Source organism: Arthrobacter sp. 05T420 (genome assembly GCF_056396305.1).
Window position 1 is genome coordinate 26,879 of record NZ_JBFTLG010000006.1, and the last position, 16,459, is coordinate 43,337.

The following is a 16,459-nucleotide window of genomic DNA, read 5'->3' on the forward strand; positions in this document are numbered from 1 at the left end:
GGGCTAGGGCAGGACAGCGACGGCGACGGCGGCCACGAGGTCCGCGGGCAGTCCGGTCTCTGCCGGCGCCAGGTCCCGGAGCCCGGCACGGCCGTCCACGTTCGTGCCCAGCACGTCCAGGGTGTCCGGGGCCGTCTGCAGCCCCGTGCCCAGCATCTTGAGCCATGCCTCTTTGCGCGCCCACAACCGGGCCCGGCCCCGCAGCAAGGAGATGCCGTCCAGCCCGGCGAGGTGGAGTTGTTCCGCCGTAGTCAACACGACGTCGTCGAACCCATCGAAGTCCGCCCGGGCGGGGTCCTCGACGTCGACGCCCAGGCGCTGGCCCGGTTCCGGGTCCACGAGCCCGGCCAGAAGTGTCCAGCCGGCAGCGCGGGACAGGCTCAGCAACAACGGCACGGCCTCGCCGCGGAGCCGGTAGCCTGGCTTGCCGTGTGAGATGTCCGCGCCGGTGCCGCAGCGTGGACAGCTGTACCAGGCGGTGAGGTCGGACGCCGGGACGCCGAGCAGGCCGGCGGCGAACCGCCGCTGCGCGAGCCGGCCGGCGAGGAACTCCCGCCGGGTTCGCGGGGTCATGGCCCGGGCGCGCTCGAGCTCGGCCCCAGCCAGCAGGGAACGCGCCTCGCGTTCCAGCTCGGACGCAGCAGCGGTTGCCGCGGTTTCCGGCACACCCGGGACCCCGGAAACGCCAAGGGGCGGGCAGGCACGCACAACAAGGTGTGATGCCATGACCCGCCCCCTTTCAGCTCATCAGCGCTGTCGCCAGCGCAGTTCTCAGCGCTGCACCGCTCCGAAGCGTTCGTGGGCAGCGGCAACGGCACCTTCACGCGCCGCCGAGGCCTCGTCGGCCGTCAGGGTGCGGTCGTTGGCGCGGAAACGCAAGCTAAACGCCAGCGACTTCTTGCCCTCCTCGATGCCCTTGCCCGCATAAACGTCGAACAGGGCGACGTCTTCGAGCAGCTCGCCTGCGCCTTCACGCAGGGCGGCGAGCACCTCTTGCGCCGGGACGTCCTGCGGCACCACGAGGGCCACGTCCTGGGTGGCCACGGGGTACGTCGAGATGTGGCGGGCCACGATCACGTCGGCAGCAGCCTCGAAGAGGGCGTCGGCGTTCAGTTCCAGCGCCACGGAACGGGCCGGCATGTCCTGTGCCGCCAGCAGCTTTGGGTGCAGCTCGCCGGCGTAGCCCACTACTTCGCCGGTGCGCAGTTCAAGCTGTGCTGCCCGGCCCGGGTGGAAGGCCTGGTGCCGGCCCTGGGTGACCAGGAGTTCGACGCCGAGCACGTCGCCGGCGATCCGGGCGATGTCCAGCGCGTCCGCCCAGTCCCAAGCACGCGGGGTGTGGCCCGGGGCGACGGGAGAGTCGTGCCCCGTGAGCACGGCGGCGAGGTGCAGCGGCTGGTCCGGGACGCCGTCGTACAGGCCGTCCAGTATCTCGTCGCTGGGCTTGACGCCGAGCGGCGGGATCGTGGCGGTGCCAAGCTGGTCGCCGGGCAGGAACACGAGCCCGGCCTCGAAGAGGGCGAGGTCGCGGAAGCCGCGGGAGTGGTTGCGCTTGGCTACCTCGATGAGGCCCGGCAGGACGGAAGTCCGCAGGAAGCCGTGCTCCTCGCTGATCGGGTTGGCCAGCCTGAGGGCCTTGCGCTCCGCGCCCTCGGCCGGGACGCCGAAGGTGTCATTGGCCGCCTGGGAGACGAACGGGTAGCTCAATACCTCGGTGAGTCCGGCGTCGGCGAGGGCCTGGATCAGGCGGCGGCGCTGCTGCTGGACGCGGGTCAGGCCACGGCCCGGCGGCGCCACCGGCAGGGTCGCCGGGATCTGGTCGTAGCCGACCAGGCGGGCGATTTCCTCGGTGAGGTCGTCCTTGGTTTCGAGGTCGCTGCGCCAGCTCGGCGCGGTCACCGTGTGGCCGTTGCCGTTGTGCTCGACGACGGCGCCGAGGTCTTCCAGCGAGGTCACGATGTGTTCCTCGGTGAAGTCGATCCCAATCCGGGCTGCGGCGTACCCTGCCGGCAGTTCGATGGTGACCGCGTCCGGCGCGGTCCCGACGTCGGTCCCGGCCTCATCCGCCGTGCCTCCGGCAAATTCGACCAGCAGGTCGACCACCCGCTGGGCGGCAACATCGGCCACCTGCCAGTCCACGCCGCGTTCGAAGCGCTTGGACGCCTCGGAGGGCAGCTTGTGGCGGCGGCGGGCGCGGGCGATCGAGACCTCGTCGAAGTGTGCGGCCTCGACCAGGATGTTTGTAGTGGCGTCCGAGACCTCGGTGTGGGCACCGCCCATGACGCCGGCGATCCCGATGGGGCCGGATGCGTCCGTGATCAGCAGATCCTCGGCGTCGAGCGTGCGCTCCTTGTCGTCAAGGGTGGTGATCTTCTCCCCTGCCGTGGCGCGCCGGACCACAATGTCGCCGGCCAGCTTGTCCAGGTCGTAGCAGTGGTTCGGCTGCCCGAGTTCGAGCATGACGTAGTTGGAGATATCCACCGGCAAGGAGATGGACCGGATGCCGGCGAGCCGGAGACGGGAGGCCATCCACGGCGGGGTGGGCCGGGTGGCATCCACGCCGCGCACGGTGCGGGCCACAAAGCGGTCACAGCCGGGCTTGCCGTAAATGGGGGCGTCGTCGTTGAGCTTGACGCCGTAGCCGCCGGACAGCGGCGCCGGGGCCTTGACCTTGGACACCGGGTCCGTGAACACGGTGCCGGTGGCGTGCGCGTATTCCCGGGCCACACCGCGGATGGAGAACGCATACCCGCGGTCAGGCGTCACATTGATCTCAGCCGCCTGGTCGTAGAGGCCCAGCAGCTCCATGGCGTCGGTGCCCAGTTCCGGATCCAGCCCGATCCGAGACAGCACCAGGATGCCGTCGTGGTCCTCACCGATGCCCAGTTCGCGCACGGAGGCGATCATGCCGGCCGAGAGGTGACCGTAGGTCTTCCGCGCGGAAATGTGGAAGTCGCCCGGCAGCACCGCGCCCGGGAGCGTCACCACCACTTTGTCGCCCTCGACGAAGTTGTGGGCGCCGCAGATGATGCCCTGGACGCCTGAGGGATCGATGCCGTCGCCGGTCAGGGACTGCGGCTGGCCCTCGGGGACAACCCGGACCTGGCACCAGTTGATGGTCTTGCCGTTGGTCTGGGGCTCCTTGACGATGCTGAGCACCTGGCCCACCACGATGGGCCCCCGGAGGGTGTCCGTGGGGCGGTGGACTGCTTCTTCTTCAAAGCCGACCTTGACGAGCTCGGCCATGACGTCTTCGGCCGATGCTCCGGCCGGTACCTGCGCGAATTCACGCAGCCAGGAAAGTGGGATACGCACTGTTAGATCTCCATCCCGAAGTGCTCGCTGAAACGTACGTCGCCTTCGATCATGTCGCGCATGTCGCCAACCTCATTACGGAACATGAGGGTGCGCTCGATGCCCATGCCGAAGGCAAAACCTGAATAGACCTCCGGGTCGATGCCGGCGGCGCGCAGAACGTTGGGGTTGACCATGCCGCAGCCTCCCCACTCGATCCAGCTGGGGCCGCCCTTGGCGCCCGGGTGCCAGATATCGAGCTCCGCGGACGGCTCGGTGAACGGGAAATAGTTGGGGCGCAGCCGGATCTGGGCTTCCGCGCCGAACATCTGGCGTGCGAAGTGCTCCAGCGTGCCTCGGAGATCCGCCATGCTCAGCTTCTTGTCGATGGCCAGGCCCTCGAACTGGTGGAACACCGGGGTGTGGGTCGCGTCGAGTTCGTCCGTGCGGAACACCTTTCCCGGGCACAGCACGTAGATGGGCAGCTCCCGTTCCAGCATGGAGCGGACCTGCACCGGCGAAGTGTGCGTGCGCATGAGCAGGTGGGCCTCGGGCGGCTCAACGAAGAACGTGTCCTGCATGTCGCGGGCGGGGTGGTCCGGCTTGAAGTTCAGGGCATCGAAGTTGAACCATTCGGACTCGACCTCGGGCCCCTCGGCGATTTCCCAACCCATGCCGACGAAGATGTCCGCCACGCGGTCCTGCAGCGTGGACAGCGGGTGGCGTGCTCCGGCCCGGCGCCTACGCGGGGCCGCCGTGACATCCACGGTCTCTTCGACGAGGATCCGCGCGTCGTTCTCGGCCTCGAGCGCCACCGTGCGGTCCGCGAGCGCCTTGTTGACGCGTCCCCTGGAGGCGCCCATGAGCTTGCCGGCGGCGGCCTTCTGGTCCTTGGGGAGCGCGCCGATCTCACGGTTGGCGAGGCTCAGCGCGGACTTTTCTCCCGTGTGCGCGAGGCGCACGGCCTTGAGTTCATCGAGGGTCGCTGCAGCGGCGATGGCGGCAACGGCCTGGTCTACGGCGGCGGTAATGGCGGCTTCATCCAGAGGGTTCGGGACGGCGGCGCCCGGCAAAGTTTCAGTCATCTACTGTTCTTAGCTACGAGTCGGATCATGCCGACAGCACACGGTACGGGCACAGGGCACGGCGCGGGTTCTCGGCAAGGCTTATGGTCACTGTCCCCAGTCTAGTAGACGGCCGTCGGCCGCCAGTCAATCGTCAGGCGAACATCAGGCGTTCGTGACACTTCGCCCCCGCAGCCTCCCCAAGGACGCTGAACCCGGACGTTGGACACGAGCGCTGAACCCGCGAACATGGCCCGCGGGCACTGGGGCGTCCTGCCGGGACCCTGACCGCCGGGCACGCCCCCGGCTACCATGGCCTCATGACGTCCGGACAACGGCTGCGCCAGATTGCCAACCTGCTGAACGGGTCCACGCTCCTGGGCCTGCTGCTGGCAGCGTGCGCCCGGGCGAACGTCAGCTCCGGCCCGCGGGGACTGCTGATTGCGAGCCACTACCGCTGGCGGCTTCCGTTTGCCGCGGCCTTCACGGTGGGCAACGTCATCCTGTTCCGCGCCGGCCCCGAATCCGCCGGCGCCAACCCGGCACTGCTGGGACACGAGGAGCGGCACAGCACCCAGTACGCGTGGTGCCTTGGCTGGCCCTTCCTTCCGCTGTACTTCATCGCCGCGGGCTGGTCCCTCTGGCGGACCGGCAACCCGGGCAGCGCCAACTTCTTCGAGCGGCATGCCGGACTCGAGGCAGGCGGATACCCCCGCCCCGGCGTTCCCGGGACGGGCGCGCCCGGGACCGCCAGGCCCGGGGCCACTCCTGGGACGCACCGAAGAATGGGCACGGCTGCCCCCAACCGTTATGAGGCCTGAGATGACAGAGACCCCCAGAAGTATCTCGGTCACGGGAACCGGCAGCGCCGAGGCGGTACCGGACCTGCTGACCTTGTCGATCGGCGTTGAATGCCGCCGCGACACCGTGGCCGAGGCCTACAGCGAGGCAGGAACACGGTCGGCCGCCATCACGGCGGAGCTCCGGCACCACGGGGTGGACAGCACTGACATGTCCACCTCCGGGCTGAATGTCCGGGCCGAGCTGAACTGGCAGGAGGGCCGCGGCCAGACCGTGACCGGCTATCTGGCCTCCAACACGCTCACCGTCAGGATCCGCGCGCTGTCCGCGTCCTCACAGATTCTTGCCGGCGCCGTTGCTGCCGGCGGCGACTCCGTCCGCTTGAACGGGCTGAGCCTCGGCTTCGCGGACCCCGCCGCCGTCGAGGCACGCGCGCGGGAGGCCGCCTGGCAGGACGCCCGCACCACCGCCGCGCACTATGCCGCGCTCTCCGGAGCCAGCCTGGGCAGGGTCCTTTCCCTCACCCAGCACACCGGGTTCCAGGCGCCGATCCCGGTGGCGAAGATGCAGCGCGCGGTAGCGGCGGACGCGCTCACCGTTGAGGCCGGCGAGTCGAGCGTCACCGCCACGGTCGGCGTCGTGTGGGAACTGCTCAACTAATTTGGAGTAGTTGCTCGGGTAATTGTTCGGGTTGTCCTCGAATCACCGACGGCGGCCGCAACCGGCAAGAGCCCAACTAACGGCCCGCCGGCCGCTAGTGCATTGCGCCGGCAGCGAGCCTGAGATCCGCCGTCGTCGCTAACGTGGTGCGGACGACGACGGCGAGCGCCGCCGCCATCTGGTGCGCCGGCAGCGACGGGGTGCTGCTCCCGGCCGGAAGCTGGGTGTCCGCGTACGGAATGTGGACAAACCCTCCCCGGGTGCCGGGACGGCGCCGCAGGGCGTGCATGAGCGCATAGAAGACGTGGTTGCAGACGTAGGTCCCGGCACTCTGGGACACAACAGCTGGAATCTGCTCGGCCGTCAGCGCCGCGAGCGCCGCTTTGACAGGCAGCGACGTGAAATAGGCCGCCGGTCCGCCCTGGACCACGGGTTCGTCCACGGGCTGGTTGCCGGCGTTGTCCGGGATCCGGGCGTCGTCACAATTGATGGCCACCCGTTCCAGCGAAATGCGCGCCCTCCCGCCGGCCTGGCCGGCGCACAGCACAAGCTCGGGCCGGAACCGCTCGAGGGCCTCCGCCAATACCTTGGCCGAGTCCCCAAAGACGCAGGGCAATTCCACCGCCTGGACATCCAGCCCCTCGGTTTGGAGCAAACGGGCCGCCGACCGGGCCGCGGCCCAGGACGGATTGGCGGTATCGCCGCCGAACGGCTCGAACCCGGTCAGGAGAATCATCGCCCCAGCCTAGCAATGCCCTCACGCTGCCTTCTGGCTTCGCCGGCCCTGCGATCCGGCACGCCCACCTGGAGACATGGCGCCCCGCCGGCCTGACGGCACCCTTGACTTTTAGTCGAACATATATTCGAATATAGGCATGAGATGGGACGCACAAGCACTTGAGCGCGGCGATTCCCCGGCCGCCCTTTCTGCCGATTCGCCGGCCGCACCGGCCCTGCTGCCGCTGGCCGGGCTGGTGCGGTCCGTCACTACCCCGGACTTTGCCGGGATCACCTTCCATGAGGTCACCGCCAAATCGGTGCTCAACAAGGTGGTCGCCGGTTCGCGCATGCCGTTCGAGTGGACCATCAACCCGTACCGCGGCTGCAGCCATGCCTGCGTCTACTGCTTCGCGCGCAAGAGCCACACCTATCTGGACTTCGACGCCGGCCTGGACTTTGACAGCCAGGTGGTGGTCAAAATCAACGCCGCCGAGATCCTGCGCAAGGAGCTGGCCAAGCCCTCCTGGCAGCACGAGCACGTGGCCCTTGGCACCAACACGGACCCGTACCAGCGCGCCGAGGGCCGCTATCAGCTCATGCCCGGCATCATCGGCGCCCTGGCCGACTCCGGCACTCCCCTGTCCATCCTCACCAAGGGCACGCTCCTTGCCCGGGACATCCCGCTCCTGAAGCATGCCGCCGCCCAGGTGCCGGTGGGGGTAGGCATATCGCTGGCCATGACCAATGAAGAACTGTCCGAAGCCGTGGAACGGGGCACGCCGGGCCCGCGCGCGCGGCTGAAGCTCATCGCCCGGCTGCGGGAGGCGGGCCTGCCCTGCGGTGTCATGGCCATGCCCATCCTGCCGTGGCTCTCGGACAGCGACGAGGCCCTGGACTCCCTCTTCGGAGCCTTGGCGGCGGCCGGCGCCACAGGGGTCACGGCCGGCGCGCTGTACCTGAAACCGGGCACCCGTGAATGGTTCATGCAGTGGATCGCCCGCGAACATCCGCAGCTGGCCGGCAAGTACCGCCGGCTGTACGGCAGCGGGTCCTATGCGTCCAAGGAATACCGGGAATGGCTGGCCGGCCGCATCCGCCATTTCAAGGACCTGCACGGCTTTTCCGGCTCGCAGGGATTCAGCCACAGGGATCTCGACGGCGGCACCGACCACCACGATGCCCGCGAGGAAGAAGCCCAGTACCCGGCCGGCAGCATCCCGGACACTGCCGGGCACGCGAGCGCCCGGCGCGCAGACGGCCGGCTCGCCGGCCACGCGGGCACAGCCCACTCCGGTGCAGCCTCTTCCGGCAGAGCCCTTCCCAGCTCAGCCCAGCCCACACTGTTTTGACGCCCGTTCCTACCACGAGGCGCCCTGAACCTTGGGCGCCGCGCGGCGTGAACGGTTTACGCCGTGGACCTAGAGCGCAGTGAACCTAAAGCGCCGTGAACCTAGAAGCGCCGTGAACCCGGACTGCCATAAACCTAGAGCGCCTTGACCGCGCCGAGCACCCTCGACAGCGAATCCTTGGCATCCCCGAACAGGAGCGTGGTCTTGGGATCGTGCAGAAGCTCGTTCTCAATGCCGGCAAACCCCGGGCGCATCGACCGCTTCAGGAACACGACCTGCTGGGCCTGGACCACTTCCAGGATCGGCATCCCGTAGATCGGCGAGCCGGGGGACGTCTTGGCCGCCGGGTTGACGACGTCGTTGGCGCCGACCACCAGCGCGATATCCGTGTTCGCGAACTCGGGATTGATTTCGGCCAGCTCCCGCAGTGACTCGTAGGGCACGTCGGCCTCGGCCAGCAGCACGTTCATGTGCCCCGGCATGCGTCCCGCCACGGGGTGAATGGCGAAGACCACCTCCACGCCGCGGGCAGCCAGGGCCGTGGCGAGTTCCGCCACGGTGTGTTGGCCCTGCGCCACCGCGAGTCCGTACCCCGGAACAATGACCACCCGCTGGGCATAGCCAAGCTGAACGGCAACGTCCTCCGGCGACGCACAACGCACAGGCCGGTCGCTCACGGCGGTGGAACCCGCCGTCGAGCCGCCCTTGAACGCCCCGAACAGGATCCCGGCCACTCCGCGTCCCATGGCCGAGGCCATTGCCTTGGTCAGGATTGTGCCGCTCGCGCCGACAAGCGTCCCGGCGACGAGCAGCAGGACATTGCCCAGGACCACGCCGGACGCTGCCACCGCCAGGCCAGTGAACGCGTTCAGCAGGGAGATCACGATCGGCACGTCCGCCCCGCCGACGGGCAACACCAGGAGCAGCCCGGCGGCGAGCCCAAAGCCTAGCAGCGCGAGCGACCAGCCGAGCGACCCGGTCAGGACCACCAGCGCTCCCGAGATGACCGCCCCCAGCAGCACCGCCCCCATGACCCAGGGCATGCCGGGAAACAGGAGCGGACGGGTACTGATGAGCTCCTGCAGCTTGCCCACAGTCACGGCAGAGCCGGCGAAGGACACCGCACCCACCAGCATGGTGAAGACCACGGCCAGGCGGACCCATGGATCCTCGTTGTGGCCAAGTTCCAGTACGGCGACGAGGGCGGCGGCCCCGCCTCCTACACCGTTGAACAGCGCCACCAGTTGGGGCATCTGGGTCATTTGCACCCGCCGGGCCACGGGGACGGCAATCGCGGAGCCCACGGCAATGGCTGCCAGGATGAGCGGAATATTTTCCAGCCGCGCGGAGAAGAACACGGTGACGACGGCGAGAAGCGCCCCGGCGGCACCGATGGCGTTGCCGCGGCGCGCGGTCCGTGGCGAGCTGAGACCCTTGAGCGCCAGAATGAAGCAGACGGCGGCCGCAAGGTAGAGCAGGGCTGTCCATTCGGGGCTCAGGAGACTCATCGGTCCTCCCCCGCCCCGCCGCCGGAGCCTCCGTTACCTGAGCGTCCTTCCCCCGCGGCTCCGCCGGCTGTGGCGGCCCCGGTTCGTACGCGGGCCCGCTTGTGGGCGCTGAACATCTCAAGCATCCGGTCCGTGACCACGAAGCCGCCCACCAGGTTGACGGTTGCCAGGACCACGGCCAGCAACGCGATGCCGAGCACCCAGGGGTCGGTGGCTTGTCCGGCCACAATGATGGCGCCGACCAGGATGATGCCGTGGATGGCGTTGGCGCCGGACATCAGTGGTGTGTGCAGCTTGCTGGTGACCTTGGAGACAACTTCGAAGCCGACGAACACAGCCAGCACCACCACTGTCAGCAATGCGACCGGGCCCATCATGCCTCCGTATCCAGTAATGCCGCGGTGGGTTCATGCCGCACGGCGCCGCCGTGGGTCAGGCACGTTCCGGCAACCACGTCGTCGTCGAAGTCCGGGGCCACGGAACCGGCGTCGGTCAGGAGGGCGAGGAAGTTGCTGACGTTCCGGGCGAAAAGCCGGGACGCGTCCGACGGCACGGCGGACGCCGCGTCCTGCAGGCCCACGAGGGTGACCGACCCGCCGTCGGCCGGCACCTGGACGTCCTGGCCGGCGATCACGCCCTCGACGTTGCCTCCGGACTCCGCGGCGAGGTCCACCACGACCGACCCGGCCCGCATGCTGGCCACCATTGCGGTGGTCACCAGCAAGGGGGCGGCCCGGCCCGGGATGGCAGCGGTGGTGATCAGGATGTCCGCTGCAGCGACGTGCGGGGCAAGGAGGCTGCGCTGGCGTTGTGCCCGGTCCTCGCCGAGGGCACGGGCGTAGCCTCCGGCTCCTTCGGCCGCGGCGTCCACGTCCAGATTGATGAAAGTTCCACCCATCGAGGCGACCTCGTCGGCGGAGGCGGCCCGGATGTCGTTGGCCGACACCCGGGCGCCGAGCCGTTTCGCCGTGCCGATCGCCTGCAGCCCGGCGACGCCGGCGCCGAGGACCAGCACTCTCGCCGGCGGGATGGTCCCCGCTGCGGTCATGTAAAGCGGGAAGAACCGCGGGTAGCGCATGGCGGCTTCCAGCACTGCACGGTAGCCGGTGACCAGGGACTGCGAGCTGAGCGCATCCATGGACTGTGCCCGGGAAATCCGCGGGAGCAGTTCGAGGGCGAACGAGGTGATCCCGGCGCCGGCCAGCGCGCGGACAGTCGACAGGTCCGAGGCCGGCGACGCCAGGCCGATGGTGACAGCGCCGGGACGGAGCCGGGCTGCGACCTCCGGGGTGAGCGGGCGGACGTGCAGCAGGACGTCCAGGGCCTCCAACGGGAGTTCGGAGATCACAGTGGCGCCCGCCTCCTTGAAGGCGGCGTCCACGAACCCTGCTTCGGTTCCGGCGCCGCTCTCCACCAGGAGATGGAGCCCGAGGGCTGTCAGTTGCTGGACTGTCTCCGGTGTGGCCGCAACGCGGCGTTCTCCGGCTCGCCGCTCTCGTCCGACACCGACCTGCACGGCCACTCCTCTCGATTGCGTTCAGAGTAGGCACATGCCTGACCGTTTGGCGAGCGTCGGGCATTCGAAGCCTGCCGGCCCGTCCGGGTCAGTGGCTAAGCCCGGCGCCCACTCCGCGCGGCCCGGTGGCCCGGACTGCGGCCAGCAGGGCTTCTACGATGGGGAAGTCCGCCGGGATCCATGGCAGGCCCAGGACCTCCGCCGGACTGCGGAGGTCAAGCCAGCGCAGTTCGTCGTGGTCCTCCAGCGGCCGCGGCTCTCCCTCAGCCAGTTCGGCGAACCAGACCCTCATCGCCGCCTTCTCGTTGAGCGGCCAGCCCGTGGCGGTTTCCGCCGGCAGCTCAGACCCGAGCCGCACCAGCACGCCCAGTTCTTCGCGGAGCTCGCGGTGCAAGGCGTCTTCCGCTGCTTCGCCTGGCTCCACCTTTCCGCCCGGGAACTCCCACATTCCGGCAAACTGCGGCGGCGCTGTGCGCCGCGCCACAAGGAGCAGGCCCGGTTCAGCCAGGGAGTCCACTACTGCGCCGCCAACGACGCCAACGAGTCCAGTCACGCCCACCAGTCTATTGCGGCCGCAAGGTCTCCAGCCGGGTTGGCCGGTCCCTGTCCCGCGAGCAGCCGGGCGCGGGCGGTGGCCGGGGAGCTGGGAGCGGGTCCCGCGCCCGGCCCGGCGACCCGCGAACGGCCGGGTAGGGGACAATGGTGGAGGCGGCCGCGCAGACCGGTTTCGCCCCGTTGCGGAATATTTGGCGCCGCCCCCCAGTTCTTTAAAGCATATTTAATCTGTCCGATCCTCCCGGCCCTTCCGGAAAATCTCCCCGAAAAGACGAATGACAACCACCACACACGCCCCGGCGCCGTCCAAGACCGGCACCCGTCACGTTGCCCTGGCCATCATTGCCCTGGCGATGGGCGGATTTGGCATCGGCACCACAGAATTCACCATGATGGGCCTGCTCAAGGAGATCGAACAGGGCCTGAACATCAGCACGCCCGAGGCCGGCCACCTTATTTCGGCCTACGCCCTCGGCGTCGTGATCGGCGCGCCCGTGCTGGCCGCCGTCGGGGCCAAACTCCCGCGGAAATACCTGGCTTTGGGACTCATGTTCTTCTTCAGCATCGCCAATCTCAGTTCCTTCCTTGCCCCGGACTACGGCTCCATGCTGGTGTCCCGGTTTGCCGCGGGACTGCCCCACGGCGCCTTTTTCGGAGTCGCGGCCGTGATTGCTGCCTCCCTGGTGGCACCGACCAAGCGGGGTTGGGCCATTTCGATGGTCATGGCCGGGCTGACGGTGTCCAACGTCATTGGCGTCCCCTTCGCCACCTGGCTGGGCCAGAGCTACGGGTGGCGGCTCCTGTTCCTGCTGGTGGGCCTGATCGGCATCATGACGCTCGCCATGCTGTGGAAGTTCGTCCCGTTCCAGAAGCCGCACGCAGATGCCAGCTTCCGCCGTGAACTCGGCGCGCTCAAGCGGCTCCAGGTGTGGCTTGCCATCCTGGTCGGCATCGTCGGCTTCGGCGGTTTCTTCGCGACCTACACGTACATTTCGCACACCATGACCTCCGTTGCCGGCGTCCCGGCGCCCTGGCTGCCGCTGGTTGTGGCGCTGTACGGCGTGGGCATGGTGGCGGGCAACATCGTGGGCGGCAGGATCGCCGATAGGTCCGTCATGGGCACGATTTACTGGGTGCTGCCCGGTACTGCGGTGGCACTCGTGGTCTACGCCGTGGGCGTCCATTGGGCCTGGTCCGCGCTGGTCATGGTGTTCGTGGTTGGCGCTGCCGGGTCCATGCTGGTTCCGGCGCTGCAGACCAGGCTTCTGGATGCGTCTCCCGACGCACCGTCGCTGGCCTCCTCACTCAACCATGCGGCGCTCAATGTCGCCAACGCCCTGGGCGCTTTCCTGGGGGGCCTTGTGATTGCCTGGGGTTGGGGCTACGTCGCGCCGGCCCTCGTAGGCGCGGTCCTTGCCGTGCTGGGGCTCGGGGTTGCTGCCATCAGCGGCGCCGTGGAACGCAGGCGGCCGCTGGCCTCTTAGCCGCCCTTGGCCATCCCCTCAGCCGCGGCAAAGCGGCCGGGCTAAAGGCGGACATGCTCAAAAAGAACGGCAGTCCTGTCCAGTGGAGCACTGGACAGGACTGCCGTTTTCTTTAGGTACTGACGTTGTCTTTAGGGCCGAGGTCCTATGTGGGCGCAGGGCTCCCGGTCGGCTCAGGGGGCGTTGACGCGCTGCACGTCCGGTTCCAGGTAGATGACCCGGGCAATCGGGACGGCCTCGCGGATCCGGACCTCGGCGTCATCAATCGCCTTCGCAATGTCCTGGCCCGAGTCCGAGCGGCCGATGCTGATCTTGGCCGCCACCAGCAGTTCCTCAGGACCAAGGTGCATGGTCTTGAGGTGAATGATGGTGGTGCCGCCGGCTTCGATCGCGCCGCGGATCTTGGCCACGTCATCGCGAGTGGCCGACTCGCCCAGCAGCAGGGACTTGGTCTCCATGGCCAGCACCACAGCGATCGCCACGAGCAGCAGGCCGATCATCGCGGTGCCGAGGGCGTCCCAGATGCCGTTCCCAGTCAGGAGCGTCAGCCCCACGCCGAAGAGCGCGAACACCAGACCCACGAGGGCGCCAAAATCCTCGAGGAGGATCACGGGGAGTTCCGGCTGCTTCGCATTGCGGATGAACTTGACCCAGCTTTGCTTTCCCCTGAGGGGATTGGATTCGATGATCGCTGTCCGGAAGGAGAAGGACTCGGCAATGATCGCGCCGATCAGGACGGCAAGCGGCACCCACCAGAAGTCCCCTTCGATGGCGTGCGGGTGCTGGATCTTTCCCCAGGCCTCATACAGGGCGAACAGGCCGCCGACGCTGAAAAGCACAATCGAGACGATAAAGGCGTAAATGTACCGCTCGCGACCGTAGCCAAAGGGGTGCTCGGGGCTGGCTTTCCGCTGCGCGCGCTTGCCGCCGACCAGGAGCAACAGCTGGTTGCCGGAGTCTGCGAGCGAGTGAATCGCCTCGGCCAGCATGGACGAGGAAAACGTCAGAAAGTAAGCGACGAATTTCAAAACGGCGATGGTCAGGTTTGCGGCCAGCGCCGCGAGAATCGCCTTAGTACCGCCATTTGCAGCCACGTGAGCTTCTCCTTGTGGGGTTCTTCAGGGTGTACGCGAACACCGGAAGAACCCAGCGCCCACAAGAAATACCGTACCCGTTTCCGGGCCGCAGCCGAACCGCGGCGGGGGCCAACCGGTCCACGTAACGATTGGGTAGTCCCCTGCTGACAACGAATCCGCCCTATGTTAGCTTGAAGCCATATTCGGGATCCACAATTTGGGTGCCGACGAATATGTAGGAGGAGACATGGGCTTTCTCGGCTGGATCATTCTCGGACTCATAGTAGGTGCAATCGTCAAGGCAGTCATGCCCGGCAGGGTCGGCGGCGGCTGGGTTACCAGCCTCGTGCTCGGCGTCGTGGGCGCAATTGTCGGCGGCTGGATCGGGGACCTTCTGTTCGGCGGCGGCAAGATGGAATTCTGGAATCTCGGTTCCTGGCTCCTGGCCATTGTCGGCGGCCTCGCCGTAGCGGGCATTTACGGCGCCATCACAGGGCGCAACAAGACCACATAATTCTGCAAGGCACTGACCGCACACTGTGTGTGGGGCGGCAGTGACAGTACGACGGCGGGGCCCACCATTCGGTGGGCCCCGCCGTTCGTTGTTTGAAGGGCTTCTGGCCGGATTTCCCTGCCGGACGTGCAAGCTCCTTGCAGAGTCCCTAGGACGCCTGCTGGGAGCGGGCGCTGGCGTAGAGGCAGACGGTGGCTGCGGTGCCGAGGTTCAGGCTTTCCGCTCCCCCATAAACCGGCACGGCCACCCGGTGGTCGGCCAGCGCGATCTCGTCCTCGGACAGTCCCTGAGCCTCGTTGCCGAAGAGCCAGGCCGTGGGGTTCTCCAGCGCGAAGACCGACTCGGCCGCGGGGGCCCCCAGGCGCCGGGCCGCATTCTCGTCCTGGAGACGGTCCAGGTTCAGCTGGCCTTGGCCGTCCGCCGCGAGGACTCCGATGCCACGTTCCTTGCAGCGGGCCACCAGGTCCTCGACATCAGCGCCCAGCACCACGGGCAGGTGGAAGAGGGATCCCGCCGTCGAGCGCACGGCCTTCGGGTTGTAGATGTCAACGCTGGATGCGGTCAGGATAACGGCGTCCGCGCCGGCCGCGTCGGCAGCCCGGAGCACGGTTCCGGCGTTGCCGGGGTCGCGGACCTGGCACAGCACCGCGATCAGCTGCGGGCCGGCGTCGAGTACCTGTTCAAGACTCACGTCCAGAAAACCGCAGACCGCGAGAATGCCCTGCGGGGTGACCGTGTCCGCCATAGCGGCCAGCACTTCGTCGGTGGCCAGGAATGCGGTGGTGCCCTCTGCGAGTGTCTCCAGGTCCGGGTGCCGGTCCAGGCAGGCCTCGCTCGCGTACACCTCGTAGACGATGCCGGGCTCCCCCGCGGCAATCCTCTTCTGGTGCAGGACCAGGGCCTCCCGGACGGCCTGCGGGCCCTCTGCCAGGAACTCTCTGCGCTTTAAACGCGCCGGGCGCCCGGCAAGTTGTGCCACCTTCCTCACCCGATCAGCTCGAGGATTGGAAAGTGGAAAATCTTGCGGGCGCCCGGTTTCGTTCATATAAGAACCTTAGTTGCTTTCACAGCCGGTTCTTGAACGAAGCAGTCTTTCGACTACGGCAGTACTACTTTGCGGCCTCGGCGTCAGCCTTCTTGGCAGCAGGCTTCTTCGCGGGAGCCTTCTTGGCAGCCTTCGGAGCCGGAGCGGCCTCAGCCTGGACGGCCGGAGCGGACGTGTCGGCGGGCAGCGAGTCCTTGGCGACCTGGACCAGCGCGGCGAAGGCGTTGGCGTCGGAAACGGCCAGCTCGGCCAGCATACGGCGGTCAACCTCAACCTCAGCGGCCTTCAGGCCCTGGATCAGTCGGTTGTAGGTCAGGCCGTTGGCGCGGGATGCAGCGTTGATGCGCTGGATCCAAAGACGGCGGAAGTCGCCCTTCTTCTTCTTGCGGTCACCGTAGCTGTACACAAACGAGTGCAGCAGCTGCTCTTTTGCCTTGCGGTACAGGCGTGAACGCTGTCCGCGGTAGCCCTTTGCGCGTTCGAGGATAACCCGGCGCTTCTTGTGGGCGTTAACCGCCCTCTTCACACGTGCCACGTGCGTACTCCTTAGAAAATTCTGATCCCAAGCGTCTACTGCCGGATCGGTCCGGCTGGCCTGAGAAGCCTTTTTGGTAGTTGACTGCTGCCAGGCGGCGAACAGTCAGAAAACTTGGAACTTAGATGCCGAGCATCTTCCGGATGACCTTGGCGTCGCCCTTGAAGACGATCTTGTCGCCGGCAAGGCGACGGGTCAGCCGGGAGGACTTGTGCTCCAGGTAGTGGCGGCGGTTGGCCTGCTGGCGGCGCAGCTTGCCGCTACCGGTCAGCTTGAAGCGCTTCTTAGCACCGCTGTGGGTCTTCATCTTCGGCATGGGAACCGATCTCCTTACGTAT

General features: G+C 67.7%; 17 protein-coding genes. 5 read left to right on the top strand and 12 right to left on the bottom strand.

What is annotated here, in order from left to right; translation table 11 throughout:
- Nucleotides 1-3 precede the first annotated feature (3 nt).
- The 3 genes from AC1DEM_RS07430 to pheS are packed head-to-tail and all read right to left on the bottom strand — an operon-like array spanning nt 4 to nt 4,379.
- A complete protein-coding gene (locus AC1DEM_RS07430) occupies nt 4-726 on the bottom strand; it encodes a 4'-phosphopantetheinyl transferase family protein (protein WP_476883873.1) in 723 nt (240 codons plus the stop codon).
- A gap of 45 nt (nt 727-771) precedes the next feature.
- On the bottom strand, nt 772-3,315 hold the full coding sequence (pheT, locus tag AC1DEM_RS07435) for a phenylalanine--tRNA ligase subunit beta (protein ID WP_476883874.1): 2,544 nt from the start codon (nt 3,313-3,315) through the stop codon (nt 772-774).
- Between the two features lie 2 nt (nt 3,316-3,317).
- Nucleotides 3,318-4,379, bottom strand: a complete 1,062-nt coding sequence (gene pheS / locus AC1DEM_RS07440; protein ID WP_476883875.1) for a phenylalanine--tRNA ligase subunit alpha — start codon at nt 4,377-4,379, stop codon at nt 3,318-3,320.
- A gap of 299 nt (nt 4,380-4,678) precedes the next feature.
- Here pheS and AC1DEM_RS07445 point away from each other — a divergent pair, with 299 nt between their 5' ends.
- Together AC1DEM_RS07445 and AC1DEM_RS07450 are read left to right on the top strand one after the other, a co-directional pair.
- Nucleotides 4,679-5,179: a hypothetical protein gene (locus AC1DEM_RS07445; RefSeq protein WP_476883876.1), complete on the top strand. Its 501-nt coding sequence runs from the start codon at nt 4,679-4,681 to the stop codon at nt 5,177-5,179.
- 1 nt (nt 5,180) lies between these two features.
- Nucleotides 5,181-5,819 (top strand): SIMPL domain-containing protein, encoded by a 639-nt coding sequence (locus AC1DEM_RS07450; RefSeq protein ID WP_476883877.1) that lies wholly within the window; start codon nt 5,181-5,183, stop codon nt 5,817-5,819.
- A gap of 94 nt (nt 5,820-5,913) precedes the next feature.
- Here the strand turns inward: AC1DEM_RS07450 and pcp are convergent, their stop codons facing one another.
- On the bottom strand, nt 5,914-6,555 hold the full coding sequence (gene pcp / locus AC1DEM_RS07455) for a pyroglutamyl-peptidase I (protein ID WP_476883878.1): 642 nt from the start codon (nt 6,553-6,555) through the stop codon (nt 5,914-5,916).
- A 139-nt stretch (nt 6,556-6,694) separates the two neighbouring features.
- On the opposite strand from pcp, the gene AC1DEM_RS07460 reads away from it, so the two are divergent.
- Nucleotides 6,695-7,888 carry an Rv2578c family radical SAM protein gene (locus tag AC1DEM_RS07460; RefSeq protein ID WP_476883879.1) on the top strand — a complete coding sequence of 398 codons (1,194 nt, stop codon included), beginning with the start codon at nt 6,695-6,697 and terminating at the stop codon, nt 7,886-7,888.
- A 134-nt stretch (nt 7,889-8,022) separates the two neighbouring features.
- Here AC1DEM_RS07460 and AC1DEM_RS07465 read toward each other — a convergent pair whose 3' ends face one another.
- The 4 genes from AC1DEM_RS07465 to AC1DEM_RS07480 all read right to left on the bottom strand — a co-directional run bounded on the left by AC1DEM_RS07465 (nt 8,023) and on the right by AC1DEM_RS07480 (nt 11,465).
- Nucleotides 8,023-9,396, bottom strand: a complete 1,374-nt coding sequence (locus AC1DEM_RS07465) for an NAD(P)(+) transhydrogenase (Re/Si-specific) subunit beta (protein ID WP_476883880.1) — start codon at nt 9,394-9,396, stop codon at nt 8,023-8,025.
- Nucleotides 9,393-9,770 (bottom strand): NAD(P) transhydrogenase subunit alpha part 2, encoded by a 378-nt coding sequence (locus AC1DEM_RS07470; protein ID WP_476884024.1) that lies wholly within the window; start codon nt 9,768-9,770, stop codon nt 9,393-9,395. Before AC1DEM_RS07470 ends, AC1DEM_RS07465 begins: the two co-directional genes overlap by 4 nt.
- Nucleotides 9,770-10,912, bottom strand: coding sequence for a Re/Si-specific NAD(P)(+) transhydrogenase subunit alpha (locus AC1DEM_RS07475; protein ID WP_476883881.1), 1,143 nt, complete (start codon nt 10,910-10,912; stop codon nt 9,770-9,772). The genes AC1DEM_RS07470 and AC1DEM_RS07475 overlap by 1 nt, the downstream gene beginning before the upstream one ends.
- An 88-nt stretch (nt 10,913-11,000) precedes the next feature.
- Nucleotides 11,001-11,465, bottom strand: a complete 465-nt coding sequence (locus AC1DEM_RS07480) for a (deoxy)nucleoside triphosphate pyrophosphohydrolase (RefSeq protein WP_476883882.1) — start codon at nt 11,463-11,465, stop codon at nt 11,001-11,003.
- Nucleotides 11,466-11,742: 277 nt separating this feature from the next.
- On the opposite strand from AC1DEM_RS07480, the gene AC1DEM_RS07485 reads away from it, so the two are divergent.
- The gene (locus AC1DEM_RS07485) at nt 11,743-12,951 is read left to right on the top strand and encodes an MFS transporter (protein ID WP_476883883.1); all 1,209 of its coding nucleotides are present in this window, start codon (nt 11,743-11,745) and stop codon (nt 12,949-12,951) included.
- Nucleotides 12,952-13,124: 173 nt separating this feature from the next.
- Here AC1DEM_RS07485 and AC1DEM_RS07490 read toward each other — a convergent pair whose 3' ends face one another.
- Complete coding sequence (locus AC1DEM_RS07490; RefSeq protein WP_476883884.1) at nt 13,125-14,045, bottom strand: cation diffusion facilitator family transporter; 921 nt, start codon at nt 14,043-14,045, stop codon at nt 13,125-13,127.
- Between the two features lie 229 nt (nt 14,046-14,274).
- On the opposite strand from AC1DEM_RS07490, the gene AC1DEM_RS07495 reads away from it, so the two are divergent.
- A complete protein-coding gene (locus AC1DEM_RS07495; protein WP_090956472.1) occupies nt 14,275-14,541 on the top strand; it encodes a GlsB/YeaQ/YmgE family stress response membrane protein in 267 nt (88 codons plus the stop codon).
- Nucleotides 14,542-14,689: 148 nt separating this feature from the next.
- Here AC1DEM_RS07495 and AC1DEM_RS07500 read toward each other — a convergent pair whose 3' ends face one another.
- The 3 genes from AC1DEM_RS07500 to rpmI all read right to left on the bottom strand — a co-directional run bounded on the left by AC1DEM_RS07500 (nt 14,690) and on the right by rpmI (nt 16,437).
- On the bottom strand, nt 14,690-15,586 hold the full coding sequence (locus AC1DEM_RS07500; RefSeq protein ID WP_476883885.1) for a TrmH family RNA methyltransferase: 897 nt from the start codon (nt 15,584-15,586) through the stop codon (nt 14,690-14,692).
- Nucleotides 15,587-15,650: 64 nt separating this feature from the next.
- On the bottom strand, nt 15,651-16,121 hold the full coding sequence (gene rplT / locus AC1DEM_RS07505; RefSeq protein WP_476883886.1) for a 50S ribosomal protein L20: 471 nt from the start codon (nt 16,119-16,121) through the stop codon (nt 15,651-15,653).
- Between the two features lie 121 nt (nt 16,122-16,242).
- Entirely contained in the window at nt 16,243-16,437 is a 195-nt protein-coding gene (gene rpmI / locus AC1DEM_RS07510; protein WP_009358635.1) for a 50S ribosomal protein L35, read from the bottom strand.
- Nucleotides 16,438-16,459 lie beyond the last annotated feature (22 nt).